Below are 15,430 nucleotides of genomic sequence, written 5' to 3'. Positions count from 1 at the left end.
ATGATGAAAAACTTAATTTCTCAAGCTCAAGTTTGGTGGAGCAGCATCTCTCAGCGTGAGCAGCGTTTGGTCATGGGGTGTGGCGCTATTGCCGTTATCGGCATTATTTATTGGGGGTTGCTACAGCCAATGAGCCAACGTGCGGAGTTAGCTCAATCACGTATTCAAAGTGAAAAACAGTTGCTGGCTTGGGTACAAGATAAAGCGGATGGCATTACTGCACTGCGCAAAAGCAGCGGTGTGAGCTACTCTAGCCAACCGTTGAATCAACTGGTTTCTTCTTCAGCCCGTCGTTATAAAGTTGAGTTGATTCGAGTACAACCTCGCAATGAGAGTGTTCAGGTGTGGATCAAACCACTCGCGTTTAATCAGCTGGTGGATTGGTTACGTTACTTGAAAGAGCAACAGGGTATTGAAGTCGAATTTTTAGATATCGACCGAACGGATCAAGCGGGCATGATTGATGTGAACCGCCTTCAGTTTAAGCGAGGTTAAGGTGAAGCGAGCAGTACTTTACGTTGTTATCTTTATCGTCTTTTTTTCAGTCAGTCTTTTAATGGGATTACCCGTTTCTTGGGTGTTACAGCAAGCACCAATCGTGAGAGGACTAGACATTCAGGGAGCCAATGGCTCTGTATGGCAAGGTCAAGCTTCTAGTGTTCGTTGGCAGCGCCAGAACCTTGGAGAAGTTAATTGGGATTTCCAGTGGTCGAGTCTACTAACTGGTAAAGCTGAGTTTGCCGTACGCTTTGGTCGTGGTAGTGAAATGGACGTTCGTGGTCGCGGTTTTGTTGGCTATAGCTTGAGTGATGGCCCTTATGCCAAAAACTTAGTTGCCTCGATCCCGGCAGTAAAAGTTGTTGAGCAAGCACGCCTCCCTGTTCCCGTCGGCGTTGATGGGCAACTTGAGTTAAATATTCGTCATGCGACTTATGCCGCGCCTTGGTGTAAGAATGGTGAAGGCACTTTAGTATGGAATGCCAGTGGTATTCAAAGCCCTGTTGGTAGTCTAGAACTCGGTCCTGTGATTGCCGATCTAAACTGTCAGGACAGTGTGTTGACAGCGACTGGTGAGCAAAGCAGTAAACAAGTCTCAGCGGCGTTCTCAGCAGAGCTTATGCCTAATCAGCGATACTCAACCAAAGCCTGGTTTAAACCAGGAGCTGAGTTCCCATCCAGCATGAGTGAGCAACTGAAATGGTTGGGCAAGCCGAATCCCCAAGGTCAATACGAGTTTAATTACCAAGGTCGCTTCTAACCTATCATGACAAAAACCAAAATTCTCAAAGAGCTGCGATTGTGCAGCTCTTTTTGCTTTTGGAACATAGTAGGCGAAACCCTCTATTCGCTGTACAAAGATCGTGGTGATAATAGGATGTAATTATAAGATTTTGATTTTAAAGGGATGTTTTTCTTGTGTTCAGCGCTTTAAGCGATTGGAACATAGTAGGCCAAATGCTCCTAACGCTGTACAAACAGGTCAAAAAGAAAAGGCCACGAACATATTCGTGGCCTTTCTATTGCTAGAATTTTGTGTTCTAAATTTTACCGATAGGGGCTTAATCTTTGCGTTGTAAAATCTCATTCCAAGGTAAATCCGCATCACCAAGCACAATAAAGTTTGGGTTTTCTAGTGTTTCCCGCTCGTTATATGACAGCGGCTCCAATTGCGTGCTGAGAATACGTCCGCCCGCTTCTTCAACAATGCATTGTGTCGCAGCGGTGTCCCACTCGCCAGTTGGGCCTAGTCGGAGGTAGCAATCTACAGCGCCTTCTGCAACAAGACACGCTTTTAATGCCGCAGAGCCGAGCGGAATTAAATCGTAATTCCAAGCGCTGCTCATGCGGCTAGTGATGCGATTGATGTCTTGACGGCGGCTAATAGCAATCGCGATGCTTTGCCCTGGCTGCTCGTGTTTGTGCGTATGGATTTTTACGCTGTCCGACATGTCGGGAATTTTCCAAGCACCTTTGCCACTATAAGCGTAATAAGTCACGCCAGAGACAGGGCCATAAACGACCCCCATGGTTGGTTTGTTGTTGTCGACCAGTGCAATAATAGTCGCAAAGTCGCCGCTGCGAGCGATGAATTCTTGAGTACCATCGAGAGGGTCGACTAACCAATACCGTTCCCACTGAGCTCGTTGCTCGAGGCTGATGTCTGCGTCTTCTTCTGACAATACGGGAATGTCGGGTGTGAGTTCACTCAAGCGTTCTGTGATGAGCTTGTGAGCCGCGATATCTGCGCTCGTTACCGGAGTCTCGTCACTTTTTGTGTAGGCCTCGTACTGTTTTTTTTCATATATTTCGAGGATCATTTGCCCGGCACTACGGGCAATTTCGATGACTTGAGGAAGCAGGTGAGATAGATCTTTTGTCATTGGCATAAGTGATAGTCCTTACTCACAGTATTATTCGGTTCTCATGACCGTTATTGGTTATGTTTGTGAGTGGTGTTTGGTAAGTGTTTCAGTGCCAACATTAGCGCGGTGATGCTTCGTGCTTCACAGAAATCCATGTGAGTTAATAACTCTTCGGCTTGCGCAAGTGGCCAACGCACAATTTCCAGTGGCTCAGGCTCATCGCCTTCTTGCTTCTCTGGATAAAGCGCCTGTCCTAAAAATAGAGTCATTTTGCTCGAAAAGTAAGACGGCGCGAGGATAACTTGTTTCAACGGAGTCAGCTGATTGCAGCCAAAGCCGATTTCTTCTTTTAACTCTCGATCCGCAGCTTGGTGTGGGGTTTCACCTGGATCAATCAACCCCTTCGGGAAGCCCAACTCGTAGCGTTCAGTCCCAGCGGCGTATTCACGTACCAGTAATAAATCGCCTCGCTCAGTCACAGGAACCACCATCACCGCATCGCGTCCACTTGGCTTCATGCGTTCATAAGTACGGTGTTCACCATTAGAAAAACGAAGGTCGAGCGCTTCCACGGCAAACAGTTTGGATTTTGCGACCGTTTGGCATGAGAGTATCTCTGGTGGGGTCCGTTTCGACATGGCGCTGGCTCCTTGGTGTCGTTGGCGTTTACGAGATGCGTAAGATTCTTAATATATGAGAACTCCGCCTGAGTTTCTAGCGGATTTTACGGGCAGAACTAAGCATCTCAAGGTTACCTCAGTATCGATACAAAAATGGGAGACCGAAGCCTCCCATTTTCTGACCGTATTTACTCTTAGTAGTAAGAGTGATCACCACGGTCATGTTCTGTTGCATCACGAACAGCGGTGAGTTCACCAACGAATTGGTTTAGCAGTTCTTTCTCGATGCCTTCTTTTAGTGTTACGTCAACCATAGAACAGCCATTACAGCCGCCACCAAATGCAACAATAGCAACGCCGTCTTCAGTGATTTCAACCAAGTTTACGTGACCACCGTGGCCAGCAAGCTGTGGGTTGACTTGAGTTTGGATAACGTATTCAACGCGCTCAACCAGTGGCGCGTCGTCCGCAACTTTACGCATTTTAGCGTTCGGAGCTTTTAGCGTTAGCTGAGAGCCCATTTTATCGGTAACAAAATCGATTTCAGCGTCTTCAAGGAATGGCAGACTTAGCTCATCCACATAAGCTGAAAAACCGCTGTAAGGGATTTCAGTGTCGGTCGCTTCTACTGCTTCTGGTGGGCAGTAAGACACGCCACACTCAGCGTTTTGTGTACCTGGGTTCACAACGAAAATACGAATGTTAGTCCCTTCAGGCTGTTGACCTAAAAGGTTAGCGAAATGCGTTTGCGCAGTTTCTGTAATAGTAATATTTGACACGACGAATACCCGAGTAAATTTGTAGGTTACTGCTGCTATTCTACTCTTGTTGACGTATGGGTCTAGTCTTTTTGATGCTAAGGCATGGCGAAGCGATCTAGAGAGAACGAGGAGCAGGTGTTCTGCAGATGCAGTAAATATCGATGCTTTCTACGCCAACTTCAAGTAGTAAATGACATAATTGTCGGACGGTACTGCCTGTGGTGACTACATCATCGACGATGGCAACGTGGGAAGATGGCGGTCGCTTATTGAGAACAAACGCGCCTTTTAAGTTTTGTTCACGGCTTGCTTTGGTATTGCCGCGCTGTGATTGGGCGAGTCTGACCCGGCGAAAGACCTTCGCATCAAAATTGGTCTGCAATTGCTGGGCTAAATGTCGGGCTAAAACATCACTTTGATTAAACCCCCGGCGTAGGTAGCGCTGCCAGTGCAATGGTACACTGGTAATGATTGGAGCTGGTGTTGTAATGTGCTGCGCCAGTTGCTGGGTTAGTGCTTTTACATGCCAAGACTCTCCGTGATCTTTAAAGCGTTGTACTTCCCGTGAAAGGGGAAAGTCGTAATCGCCTAACGTATATAGTCTTTGCCATGGCGGTGGTTCTGAAAGGCATTCACCACAAATACTATCCGTACTCATCTCCTCTTTCTGTAACGTTAAACCGCAACGTTGGCATCGCTTGATTGGAGCTAGGTGTTGTAAACAGTGCTCACACCAACGCAGAGCATGCGTGTGGTTTGGTGTTTGAATCGGGAACCGACACAGACCGCATTGACTGCTCAACACGCGATGCATGATGTTTTGCCAGTGATGAGATAACATAGCGCTTATTCATGGTGATATTTTACTCAGCCTAACGCTTGGCTGATGGCGTAGGGAATAAAATAAGTGGGAGAGATTGAGAGCATGAGCACGAAATTACATTGGCAGTCGTTTGGTGAAGGACCTGATCTGGTGTTGTTACATGGTTGGGGTATGAATGGCGCGGTTTGGCAGCAAACCGTCGAATCACTTCAAACCGATTTCCGTGTTCATGTTGTTGACCTTCCGGGCTATGGACACAGTGCCGAGCATCATGGTGAAGATTTAGACCATATTGCTAACTTGGTCGCGCAAAGTGCGCCAAAGAAAGCGATTTGGCTTGGCTGGTCCCTCGGAGGCTTAGTGGCGACGCATGTCGCATTAAACATGCCCGAGCGTGTAACTAAGTTGATCACCGTCGCCAGTTCACCAAAATTTGCCGCAGAAAAACCGTGGCGCGGCATTCAACCGAATGTACTGAGCGCGTTCACCTCTCAGTTGCTAGAAGATTTTTCACTGACCATTGAGCGCTTTATGGCGTTACAAGCGATGGGCAGTCCATCTGCACGTAAAGATGTGAAGCAGCTCAAGCAAGCGGTACTGTCGCGCCCTCAGCCAAACCCTGAGTCGCTGTTGGTTGGGCTAAACATCCTTGCTGATGTGGATCTGCGCGATGCATTGACGTCTCTTTCTGTACCAATGCTGCGTCTTTATGGTCGTTTGGATGGATTGGTGCCGATTAAAGTGGCGAATGATTTAAGTGAACAGTTACCTCATACTCAGCAGTTTGTTTTCAATCAGTCCTCTCATGCGCCCTTTATGACCGAACATGACGAGTTCTGTGCCCAAATTCGAGAGTTTGCTCACGATTAATCAAATACGAGCGGAAAAAGCTCAAGCTGTTTAAAAAGTGGTCGATATAAAGGTTGGTGAGGTTTTATTAGTCAATAAAGCTAAGCCATATTGACGAGTTGGGCGACTCTGAGGAGGGTTCGCAATGATTGTGTCACCGACCAACGTAAGTGTGCCACTGATCGCCCCATCCGTGAATGTGCAGACGGAACAAGCAGCTCGCGACAATAAAGTCCGAGAGCCTGTGACGCCAACGGTCGCATTGGCCAAAACCAATGCAGAGCGAAAAGTAAAAGGTGATGACAAGCGCCGACGTCAGTCTTCTTGGGATCCTTCAGAGCATCCTGATTATGACATGGAAACAGAAGTCGACACGCGTTATCAAGAAGAGCCGGAAGATACACTAGAACGGCTTTTTAGTTTGCTTGCGCTCAAGTCGTACAGTGAAGACCAAGGTAAGGGCTACGCAATTCGTTTTCGCTTACCAAAGCGCATTTTGGATGCTGCGATCAATGAAGGATTAATGGAAAAGCGCAGGAAGGTGATCAAGTTTCATTATGGTCATGCAGTCGCTCCCCATACCCCGTCAGAAGTGATAGCAGTATTATGACGACTCAATATCCTACTCAAACAAAAACGCTCCAAGCAGATTGAACTGATTGGAGCGTTTTTTTTTAGCTATGAAAGCTCGTTAGCGGTGAGCCTAGGCGAGATTACTTTTTCGCTTTAGCAAACGCTGCCGCAAAAGCACCGCCCATTGCACTGTTCGATGAAGACTCATCGCGGCGAGGCTGACGACGTTGTGCTTGGTCATTACGACGCGGTGCGGCTGAAGAGCGTTGGCTTCGGTTATCTTGACCCGGTTCGTCTTTCATACGCATCGATAGACCAATACGCTTACGCTGTACGTCCACTTCCATCACTTTTACTTTGACGATGTCACCTGCTTTCACGACTTCACGTGGATCAGAAACATAGCGGTCAGTCAGCGCAGAAATGTGGACCAGACCATCTTGGTGAACACCGATATCGACGAAGGCACCAAAGTTGGCTACGTTCGAGACCACGCCTTCTAGGATCATGCCCGGTTCTAGATCAGAAACTGAGTTTACGCCTTCTGCAAACGTAGCGGTCTTGAATTCAGGACGTGGGTCACGACCCGGTTTATCCAGCTCTTTGATGATATCGGTAACCGTTGGGACACCAAAGTGTTCATCGGTATAGTCCACAGCGTGTAAGCCTTTGAGGAATGCTGAGTCACCAATCAGTGCCTTGATGTCTTTGCTGTTTTTCTCAGCAATTGCTTTGACTACTGGGTATGCTTCCGGGTGGACTGCTGAAGCATCAAGTGGGTTCTTGCCGTCCATAATACGTAGGAAGCCCGCACACTGTTCGAACGCTTTAGGACCCAAGCGAGGTACTTTCTTCAACGTCGTACGTGCTTCGAAGCGGCCATTTTCGTCGCGGAAGTCGACAATGTTCTGCGCGATGGTGCTTGATAAGCCTGCTACGCGCGTTAATAGTGCGGCAGAAGCCGTGTTCACATCAACGCCAACCGCGTTTACACAGTCTTCCACAATCGCATCTAGGCGTTTTGCCAACATAGATTGGCTTACATCGTGCTGGTATTGACCCACACCGATCGATTTCGGATCGATTTTCACGAGCTCAGCCAATGGATCTTGCAAACGACGCGCAATCGACACTGCACCACGCAGTGATACGTCCATATTCGGGAACTCTTTCGCTGCGAGTTCAGAGGCCGAGTACACCGATGCGCCTGCTTCGCTGACGATGATTTTCTGAACTTTTAGGTTGCCGCGTTTGATTACGTCTGCGACAAAGCTATCGGTTTCACGAGAAGCCGTGCCGTTACCAATCGCAATTAAATCCACGTTGTACTTACGCACTAACTGGTCAACGATTTGCGCTGATTTGTCGTATTGTTTTTGCGGAGGGTGAGGGTAGATGGTTTCCGTAGCCAGAACTTTACCCGTTGAATCGACAACCGCGATTTTTGAACCGGTACGCAGACCAGGATCGAGACCAAGTGTTGCACGAGGACCTGCCGGCGCCGCCATCAACAAATCTTTTAGGTTGGTCGCAAATACTTCAATCGCTTCAATTTCAGCACGCTCTTTCATTGCGCCCATTAGCTCGGTTTCCATGTGCATCGATACTTTGATGCGCCATGCCCAGCTGATCACTTGTTTGCGCCATGCATCTGCTGGTGCGCTACTTAACGTCACGCCATAATGGTCGGCAATGATGGTTTCACAGTAAGATTGGCGAGCACCTTCTTCCTGCTCTGGATCAGCGTTCATGGCTAAAGTCAGGAAGCCTTCATTGCGGCCGCGCAACATCGCAAGTGCACGGTGAGAAGGGACTTTGCTCAGCGGTTCGTTGTGATTGAAGTAATCTTTGAACTTCTCACCCTCTTGCTCTTTTCCTTCAACGACGCGTGAGACAAGTTCCGCATTACGATTTAAGTGGTTACGGATTTTTTCCAGTAAGTTTGCGTCTTCAGCAATGCGTTCCATGATGATCGCACGGGCACCGTCTAGGGCGGCTTTGGTATCTGTGATTCCTTTGTCGGCATCAAGATATTTCGTCGCTTCGCTTTCTGGTTCTGTTTGTGGCTGGTTCCAAAGTGTATCCGCGAGAGGCTCTAAGCCAGCTTCAATGGCGATTTGGCCTTTAGTGCGGCGTTTAGGTTTGTAAGGTAAGTAAAGGTCTTCAAGACGAGTCTTGCTATCGGCTTGAATAATTTCTTGCTCAAGCTCAGGCGTCAGTTTGCCTTGCTCTTGGATCGATTTGAGAATGGTTTGACGGCGGTCATCCATTTCACGAAGGTAAGACAGACGGCTGTCCAGAGTACGCAGTTGGGTATCATCAAGGCCACCCGTCACCTCTTTGCGGTAACGTGCAATAAAAGGGACGGTGTTACCGTCATCAATTAGGGTGACAGCGGCGTTGACTTGCTCAGGGCGAACATTCAGTTCTTGAGCAATCATACGACAGATAGCTTGGCTCATCCGTGTTTTCTCTTTCAATTCGGTTTGGGTTGTATAGAACATTGGGGTCGTTCGAAGAATTTGCAATGTTTTAAATTAACGAGACAAAAATTTACCGGGCGCTGGTGGACATCAGTCAGATTTGTGTCAAAACTGTAATTAAATTGAGAACTTATATCCGCAACTATCGACTAACCTATATCCACGGTTATTGATATAACTAAATGTACCTCGGCTTATACGGATAATCATGATGAAAAAAATGTCTTTGGCGTTAGCGCTTACGAGTGCCTTACTTGTCGCCCCGCTTAGTTGGGCGCAATCCATATCAGCAACCACACAAGACCCTGTATATCAGCTTGATGACAAGTTGGTGCTTGGACGAGTGGAGAGCGTTTACTACAGTGATATTCCAGAGCTAAAAGCGGTACCATTTATTGGCAAGATTGATACTGGTGCTGACACCACGTCTATGCATGCAGAGAACATCCATGTCAGTAGCTCTCATCCTGACTACCAGAACTTGAAAGACAACGAGTTGTTGTGGGCGATTGTCGATGATTTAGGTGGGACGAAGGCGAAGTGGGATGCCGATACTTTTAAACCATATCAAGTGAAGGTGAGCTTTACGGTTCCTCATCCTTACACAGGAAAAGAAATACAGATTACCGACGATCTGGAGCGAGTGAGCGCCATTCGTAGTCGAACAAGCAAAAAGCCTATTTTACGCCCGACAATAAAAATGCCGATGACGATTGCAGGCCATACCGTTGATACAGAAGTGAACCTGACCAAGCGCACGCAATTCTCTTCTCCTATCTTGATTGGTAAAACCTATCTCGATAACAATGCGTGGGTATTCGCTGGCTACGACTATCTTCAAGAGCAACCAAGCGCAAAAATGATCGGCAAAAAAGAGACGGTGGAAGTCGAGGGCGTGCCATACAAGATCAGCATATCAACCACCAGCCGCTACACCAACGTTCACGCACTGGATATCAAGGTTGATAAAAAGAACAATGCAGTTTCTTTCACGCTAGAAGGTGAAAACGGCAAGCGCCACCCAATGACGTTACCTTTGGTACGCATGCTGAAAACCACTAAGAGCGAGCGTCCGTTGGTCTACTTACCAGTGAAAATCGACGAAAACGAAACCCAACGTTGGTTAGTCTATTTGCGTGACCGCAGTAAGTTCAGTTCACAAATTCGCTTGGGTCAGGATGTCGCGAGCCAACACTTTGTGATTGATACCGACAGAGAAAACCTATTGGGCGGTGTTGAAAAAACGTTCAAGAGCGCACTCAAGTCAAAGCCCCTCGTGATTTCACCGGAAGAACAAGTCACCATTGATGGTTATACCGTTCCTGCTTACCCCACGTTTACGGTGAAAACGCCATTACTGCGTGTAAATGGCTTTGAAGTAACAGAAAAAGGTAAGGATGAATCTGTCACGTTTTATTTAATGAACGATGAGGGTAAAGAAGAAAAAATTACCAAGCCTGTGGTGAAAAAGCTCAAAGTGGGTAGCACTGTGCGTCCCGTTGTTGATGGCGATTTCCTTTTCGGTAGCAAAGAGACATCAATGGAATTTGCACTCGATGTGCTAGATGAAGACGAGACGCAACCATTTTTCGTCTTTGGTCATGATATCGCCAAAGGCGGTGTGCTGCTGAATACTCGCGCCGACCATTTACTAGATGCAAGGCCACTTTTCAAAGCCGGTCATATCGAAGTGGCTGAAGTGGAAGGGATGTCTTTCCCTGTCAAATTGGACACTGGTGCTGACGTGAGCTCGATTAATGCCAAGGACATCAAGCGCTTTCAAAAAGACGGTAAAGATATGGTGAGTTTTACTTATGAAAACGATCTAGGCATGACCAAGGCGTTTACCCGTGAGGTGGTGGATGTCATGCGTATAACGGCCAAAAAAGGAGAAAAGGCCAATGAACGACCTGTAGTAGAAATGCACGTTAAGCTTGGCGAGTTAGAGAAGAAGATCCGAGTCAATTTGCAAGACCGAGGTCGCTTCCATTACAGCATGATTTTAGGTAAAAACTTCCTAAAACATGGCGCGGTTGTTTCGAGTGATACGAATTACATCGTGACGCAAAAACCAGATTACGAAAAGTAGCACTCTGGCCGCCTTATTATCTTGATACCCAAAGCCCGAACGAAGCCAGTGCTTTGGGTATATCATCTCCTTAATGCTGCTCAAGAGCGGCATTTTTTAGTTGAGATAGGAGTTAACTTGAAAACTAAGCTGATTACCCGTGAAGGTTATAACAAACTCAAACAAGAGCATGATTACCTTTGGAATGAAAAGCGTCCTGAAATCACCAAAATTGTCACCTGGGCGGCGAGCCTGGGCGATCGCTCAGAAAATGCGGATTACACCTTCAATAAACGTCTGCTTCGTCAGATCGACCGTCGTGTTCGATTTCTTCGCAAGTTTCTGCCTGAAGTCACGATCGTTGACTATTCTCCGCAGCAAGAAGGCAAAGTCTTTTTTGGTGCTTGGGTTGAAATAGAAAATGAGGCAGGAGAGGTGAAGAAGTTCCGCATAGTTGGGCCTGAAGAGATTTATGGAGATGCGAAAGACTACATCTCTATCGATTCACCTATGGCGCGAGCGATGTTGAAAAAACAAGTGGATGAAGAATTCACGGTGCGAACCCCAGAAGGTGAAAAAGAGTGGTTCATTAACTCGATTGAATACAACAAACCAGCCTTGGAAGACTGAGGCTTTATCACTGATTCAAGTCTCTTGAAGTTCACTGGAAGTGACTTGAGTCTCAACGTCAGCTTATTGAATACAAAGGCATGTTGCCTTTCTCGGAGAAGTAAAATGAACAAAGCAGTCATGTGTAGCGCTGCACTAACAATAGGATTCTCACTCTCAGTTTTTGCTCAAGATGAAGTGAAAGGCTGTGACGCCAAAGAGTTAGCGGTAGAACAGCAGCTTGAGTATGCGAAAGCACAAGGTAATGAACATCGAATTAAAGGCTTAGAACAGGCACTTACCGCTATCCAGAATGAATGTTCGGAAGGTGAACTGCGTCAAGAACTGCAAGCGGAAGTGGACGAAAAGGCGCGAGACGTTGAGGAGCGTGAGCAAGAACTAGCGGAAGCGCAGCGCTCAGGGAAAGCAGACAAAATCGAGAAAAAACGTCACAAATTGGCTGAGGCACAGCAAGAGTTGCTTGAAGCCAAACGTGAACTGGAATGGAATTATGGCCAATAGTAGGTACTGAAAATACCTGCTAGAGAGAAAATAAAGCGCTTAAGATAAAAAGAGTAACAATTTGCTTGAGCACGTTAGGAAAAACAGTGATACATTTTCGACAATAGATGCTTCTGAAAGGATGTTTCAATGCAAGAAAATCATAAAATTTTAGTGGTTGATGACGATGCTCGTTTACGTGCTCTATTGGAGCGTTACCTTTCTGAGCAAGGTTTTCAGGTCCGAAGTGTCGCCAATGGCGAACAGATGGATCGCCTACTAACGCGCGAAAACTTTCACTTAATGGTGCTGGACCTAATGTTGCCAGGTGAAGACGGTTTGTCGATTTGTCGTCGCCTACGCCATGCAAACAACATGCTGCCAATCTTAATGCTCACCGCGAAAGGTGATGAAGTGGACCGCATTGTGGGTCTGGAAGTGGGGGCGGATGATTATTTGCCAAAACCATTTAACCCACGTGAATTACTCGCTCGCATTAAAGCCGTATTACGTCGTCAAACCGTAGAGTTGCCGGGCGCGCCAAGCACCGAAGAAAAAGTAGTGGAGTTTGGTGAGTTCCGACTCAATCTAGGCACTCGCGAGATGTTCCGCGGTGACGAGGCAATGCCACTGACCTCAGGAGAGTTTGCTGTCCTGAAAGCGCTCGTGACGAATGCGCGAGAGCCGATGTCACGAGACAAATTGATGAACATGGCACGTGGCCGTGAATATTCTGCGATGGAACGTTCTATTGACGTGCAAATCTCACGTTTGCGTCGCATGTTAGAAGATGATCCAAGCAAGCCACGCTACATTCAAACCGTGTGGGGCTTAGGTTACGTTTTCGTCCCAGACGGCAAAGAGGTGTAATCTCCTCACTCCATAGCCAGCACTTGGCTATAGCAACTTCAGCCTTCAAGTCCTTCCCTTCGAAGGCTGAAATTTCGCGATTAGGACCACCAGGAACGTTCCATGCGCATCCGAAGTTCACTGACACAATCTATTCTGCTGTTCATCTCTTTGCTCCTCGCTAGCCAAGTTTTCTCTTACTACGCCGTTTTTAACTACGCGTTGATGCCGAGTTTGCAGCAGTTCAATAAAATTCTCGCCCATGAGCTCAATTTGGTGCTTGATGATGAAGGGCCATTAAAATCTGATGCACCGCTGAGACGTCAATTATTAGAAAGGCTGGGGGTGACGGTTCACAGCCTCGACAGCGATAAAGCGGTTGAATTTCATCACGCGATGTCGATTGATTTGATGTCTGAAGAAATGAGCCAAGAGTTAGGTTCGCCCACCGAAGTGCGCTTATTGCTTGGCGATGAAAGTTACATCTTGTGGATGCACATCGAAAAGTTGCCGAACTCCATCATTCGTATTCCTTTATCTGAGCTGCAAGAAGAAGATTTTGCACCGCTGTTTCGTAACAGCTTGATTATGGCGCTGCTGATCATTGCTGGTGGTTGGTTGTTTATTCGTTTACAAAACCGCCCACTTTTGGCTTTAGAGAGAGCCGCGAAAGATGTCGGTCGAGGTGAAATCCCGCCACCGTTGGCAGAAAAAGGCGCATCGGAAATTCGCTCTGTAACCCGAGCGTTTAATCAAATGTCCAAAGGCATTCAGGAGCTCGAAGAAGATCGCGCCCTATTAATGGCGGGGATTAGCCATGACTTGCGAACACCGCTGACGCGCATTCGCTTAGCGACAGAAATGATGTCTCCCGAGGATAGCTACCTTGCTGAAGGGATCATTAGCGATACGGAAGAATGTAATGAGATCATTAGTCAGTTTATGGACTACCTCAAACCGGTGAACAAAGAATCGTTTGAACCTGTGGATATCAGTACGATTGCCAGTGATGTCGCCAGTTCGGAAGGTGGTTATGAGGCTGAAATTGAAACGGATCTTAATCCTAACCTGCCACCAGCCAAAGGAAGCGCCATTGCGATTAAACGGGCGATCAGTAATTTAGTTGTCAATGCACTGCGTTACGGCAATGGCTGGGTCAAAATCAGTACCGGTGTGACAGCAGATAAGCAGCTAGTGTGGATTTCAGTAGAGGACAACGGACCGGGTATCGAGCATTCTCAAATCGCAAAATTATTTGAACCCTTTACGCGTGGTGATACAGCTCGTGGCAGTGAAGGTACAGGGCTTGGGCTGGCGATAGTGAAGCGTATAATCAGCCAGCACTCAGGCTCTGTGGTGATGCGTAATCGCAGTGAAGGCGGTTTAATCGCTCAAATCAGCTTTCCTACCAAGTAAGTCGGTGACTGTACCATTTAAAACAAAAAGCCCAACCTAAACAGGTTGGGCTTTGCTTTTCTCTACAATCTTATTAAGACTCTTTCACTTCTTGAGGAAGTTCATCTTCGTCTTCCAGTTTCTCTGGCAGAAGTAGGTTTAAAATGATCGCTGTGATACCACCTGCAGCAACGCCAGTGGAGAAAATACTCTTAATAAATTCTGGCATGAATTGCAGAATCTCTGGTTTTTGCGCGATACCAAGCCCCATTGAGAAGGATAAGGCCATGATCAGAATTGCGCGGCGATCGAGCTCAACACGAGAGATAATACGCACACCAGCGGCAGCAATCGTACCAAACATGACAATCGTTGCGCCGCCAAGTACTGGCTCAGGAATCAGCTGAACAAAGCTAGCAACACCAGGAAACAAGCCAAGAATCAATAACATGCCAGAAATAAAGTAACCCACGTAACGGCTCGCGACCCCTGTTAGCATGATGATGCCGTTATTCTGGCTAAAGGTGGAGTTCGGGAAACTGTTAAACACGGCTGCGATTGCAGAGTTTAAGCCGTCTGCTAGTACACCCCCCTTAATGCGTTTCATGTACACAGGGCCTTTGACTGGCTCGCCAGACACTTCGGATGTGGCGGTAATATCGCCGATGGCTTCTAGTGCGGTAATAAAGAAAATCAGCACCAGCGGAATGAACAGAGACCAGTCAAACGATAAGCCATATTGCATTGGTACCGGTAGTGCTACAAGCTCGGTTGTGCCTAGCTGAGAAGTATCTACCATCCCCATAAAATACGCCATGATGTAGCCTACTAGCATCGCAATCACAATCGAAGCCACACGGATATATGGGTTTTTCGAGCGATTTAATATCACAATCAAGCCAAGTACCGTTCCAGCGAGCGCTAGTTTGTCTAAGCTGCCGAATGTTCCTTCATTTAATGCCGCGTAGCCACCCCCCATTGATACCAAGCCGACTTGAATCAGTGTGAGACCGATAAGAGTGACGACAATGCCTGAAACGAGCGGAGTGATAATGCGACGGGCATGCTCTAATACGCGAGATAGGAAAATCTCCGCAAATGATGCCACTAAAATCGTACCAAAAATGGCTGCCATCATGGTGCTGATGTCTGCTCCACCTGCTTTCAGCGATAGGCCTGCACCAATAATAGGACCTAAAAAGTTAAAGCTGGTGCCTTGAACAGAGAGTAAACCAGAGCCAATTGGGCCAAAGGTGCGAATTTGAATAAACGAAGACACGCCTGACGCAAATAAAGACATGCTGATGATGGTATTCGTTTGGTCTGCTGGTACACCCAAAGACTGACAGATGATCAGTGACGGAGTGATAACCGCGACGAACATCGCCAATAAGTGCTGAAGTGCGGCAAAAATGGTTTGAGGCAAAGGTGGTCGATCATTGAGTTGATAGACCAGTTCCGAAGATCGGTTTGAAGTTGTCATTGTTTGTCTCGCTAGTCGCAATATATTCCCAGATCTCGCTGAATGGGAGAGCA

Annotated in this window: 15 protein-coding genes; 9 read left to right on the top strand and 6 right to left on the bottom strand. The window is 47.2% G+C overall.

All coding sequences use genetic code 11. The features are described 5' to 3' along the window. The first annotated feature begins 3 nt into the window (after positions 1-3). On the top strand, positions 4-495 hold the full coding sequence (locus tag F7Y48_RS13890; RefSeq protein ID WP_085343383.1) for a type II secretion system protein M: 492 nt from the start codon (positions 4-6) through the stop codon (positions 493-495). A 1-nt stretch (position 496) separates the two neighbouring features. Beyond that, the gene (locus F7Y48_RS13885; RefSeq protein WP_316684763.1) at positions 497-1,258 is read left to right on the top strand and encodes a type II secretion system protein N; all 762 of its coding nucleotides are present in this window, start codon (positions 497-499) and stop codon (positions 1,256-1,258) included. A 301-nt stretch (positions 1,259-1,559) separates the two neighbouring features. On the opposite strand, the gene cysQ is transcribed toward F7Y48_RS13885, so the two are convergent. The 4 genes from cysQ to F7Y48_RS13865 all read right to left on the bottom strand — a co-directional run bounded on the left by cysQ (position 1,560) and on the right by F7Y48_RS13865 (position 4,585). Continuing rightward, positions 1,560-2,387, bottom strand: coding sequence for a 3'(2'),5'-bisphosphate nucleotidase CysQ (gene cysQ / locus F7Y48_RS13880; protein WP_005394972.1), 828 nt, complete (start codon positions 2,385-2,387; stop codon positions 1,560-1,562). Between the two features lie 44 nt (positions 2,388-2,431). Then, positions 2,432-3,001: an ADP compounds hydrolase NudE gene (nudE, locus tag F7Y48_RS13875; RefSeq protein ID WP_316684761.1), complete on the bottom strand. Its 570-nt coding sequence runs from the start codon at positions 2,999-3,001 to the stop codon at positions 2,432-2,434. Between the two features lie 176 nt (positions 3,002-3,177). After that, on the bottom strand, positions 3,178-3,762 hold the full coding sequence (gene nfuA / locus F7Y48_RS13870; RefSeq protein WP_258638410.1) for a Fe-S biogenesis protein NfuA: 585 nt from the start codon (positions 3,760-3,762) through the stop codon (positions 3,178-3,180). 97 nt (positions 3,763-3,859) lie between these two features. Further along, positions 3,860-4,585: a ComF family protein gene (locus tag F7Y48_RS13865; RefSeq protein ID WP_316684757.1), complete on the bottom strand. Its 726-nt coding sequence runs from the start codon at positions 4,583-4,585 to the stop codon at positions 3,860-3,862. A gap of 84 nt (positions 4,586-4,669) precedes the next feature. Here F7Y48_RS13865 and bioH point away from each other — a divergent pair, with 84 nt between their 5' ends. Further along, positions 4,670-5,437, top strand: coding sequence for a pimeloyl-ACP methyl ester esterase BioH (gene bioH, locus F7Y48_RS13860; protein WP_006741796.1), 768 nt, complete (start codon positions 4,670-4,672; stop codon positions 5,435-5,437). Positions 5,438-5,561: 124 nt separating this feature from the next. Further along, a complete protein-coding gene (locus F7Y48_RS13855) occupies positions 5,562-6,026 on the top strand; it encodes a hypothetical protein (protein ID WP_005379316.1) in 465 nt (154 codons plus the stop codon). 103 nt (positions 6,027-6,129) lie between these two features. On the opposite strand, the gene F7Y48_RS13850 is transcribed toward F7Y48_RS13855, so the two are convergent. Further along, positions 6,130-8,451 carry a Tex family protein gene (locus tag F7Y48_RS13850; protein WP_301569097.1) on the bottom strand — a complete coding sequence of 774 codons (2,322 nt, stop codon included), beginning with the start codon at positions 8,449-8,451 and terminating at the stop codon, positions 6,130-6,132. A 229-nt stretch (positions 8,452-8,680) separates the two neighbouring features. On the opposite strand from F7Y48_RS13850, the gene F7Y48_RS13845 reads away from it, so the two are divergent. The 5 genes from F7Y48_RS13845 (at position 8,681) to envZ (ending at position 13,915) form a co-directional block, all read left to right on the top strand. Next, positions 8,681-10,561: an ATP-dependent zinc protease gene (locus F7Y48_RS13845; RefSeq protein ID WP_104971142.1), complete on the top strand. Its 1,881-nt coding sequence runs from the start codon at positions 8,681-8,683 to the stop codon at positions 10,559-10,561. A 117-nt stretch (positions 10,562-10,678) separates the two neighbouring features. After that, positions 10,679-11,170: a transcription elongation factor GreB gene (gene greB / locus F7Y48_RS13840; protein ID WP_005394962.1), complete on the top strand. Its 492-nt coding sequence runs from the start codon at positions 10,679-10,681 to the stop codon at positions 11,168-11,170. A gap of 105 nt (positions 11,171-11,275) precedes the next feature. Continuing rightward, positions 11,276-11,671, top strand: coding sequence for a DUF1090 domain-containing protein (locus F7Y48_RS13835; RefSeq protein ID WP_005394961.1), 396 nt, complete (start codon positions 11,276-11,278; stop codon positions 11,669-11,671). A gap of 129 nt (positions 11,672-11,800) precedes the next feature. After that, complete coding sequence (gene ompR / locus F7Y48_RS13830; protein ID WP_005394960.1) at positions 11,801-12,520, top strand: two-component system response regulator OmpR; 720 nt, start codon at positions 11,801-11,803, stop codon at positions 12,518-12,520. A gap of 102 nt (positions 12,521-12,622) precedes the next feature. Then, the gene (gene envZ, locus F7Y48_RS13825; protein ID WP_047009400.1) at positions 12,623-13,915 is read left to right on the top strand and encodes a two-component system sensor histidine kinase EnvZ; all 1,293 of its coding nucleotides are present in this window, start codon (positions 12,623-12,625) and stop codon (positions 13,913-13,915) included. Positions 13,916-13,988: 73 nt separating this feature from the next. Here envZ and F7Y48_RS13820 read toward each other — a convergent pair whose 3' ends face one another. Continuing rightward, positions 13,989-15,377, bottom strand: a complete 1,389-nt coding sequence (locus F7Y48_RS13820) for a uracil-xanthine permease family protein (protein ID WP_316684749.1) — start codon at positions 15,375-15,377, stop codon at positions 13,989-13,991. Positions 15,378-15,430: the final 53 nt, after the last annotated feature.

The organism is Vibrio sp. 2-1-2a (assembly GCF_032648565.1).
Lineage (GTDB): Bacteria > Pseudomonadota > Gammaproteobacteria > Enterobacterales > Vibrionaceae > Vibrio > Vibrio diabolicus.
The sequence above is the reverse complement of the archived record's forward strand: the minus strand, read 5'-3'. Positions and strand labels throughout refer to the sequence as shown.

Coding starts and splice junctions, on each gene's coding strand:
- F7Y48_RS13835 (WP_005394961.1), top strand. CDS start 11,276: ATGAACAAAGCAGTCATGTGTAGCGCTGCACTAACAATAGGATTCTCA.
- F7Y48_RS13850 (WP_301569097.1), bottom strand. CDS start 8,451: ATGAGCCAAGCTATCTGTCGTATGATTGCTCAAGAACTGAATGTTCGC.
- nudE (WP_316684761.1), bottom strand. CDS start 3,001: ATGTCGAAACGGACCCCACCAGAGATACTCTCATGCCAAACGGTCGCA.
- F7Y48_RS13855 (WP_005379316.1), top strand. CDS start 5,562: ATGATTGTGTCACCGACCAACGTAAGTGTGCCACTGATCGCCCCATCC.
- envZ (WP_047009400.1), top strand. CDS start 12,623: ATGCGCATCCGAAGTTCACTGACACAATCTATTCTGCTGTTCATCTCT.
- F7Y48_RS13890 (WP_085343383.1), top strand. CDS start 4: ATGAAAAACTTAATTTCTCAAGCTCAAGTTTGGTGGAGCAGCATCTCT.
- F7Y48_RS13820 (WP_316684749.1), bottom strand. CDS start 15,377: ATGACAACTTCAAACCGATCTTCGGAACTGGTCTATCAACTCAATGAT.
- bioH (WP_006741796.1), top strand. CDS start 4,670: ATGAGCACGAAATTACATTGGCAGTCGTTTGGTGAAGGACCTGATCTG.
- F7Y48_RS13845 (WP_104971142.1), top strand. CDS start 8,681: ATGATGAAAAAAATGTCTTTGGCGTTAGCGCTTACGAGTGCCTTACTT.
- cysQ (WP_005394972.1), bottom strand. CDS start 2,387: ATGCCAATGACAAAAGATCTATCTCACCTGCTTCCTCAAGTCATCGAA.
- ompR (WP_005394960.1), top strand. CDS start 11,801: ATGCAAGAAAATCATAAAATTTTAGTGGTTGATGACGATGCTCGTTTA.
- F7Y48_RS13865 (WP_316684757.1), bottom strand. CDS start 4,585: ATGTTATCTCATCACTGGCAAAACATCATGCATCGCGTGTTGAGCAGT.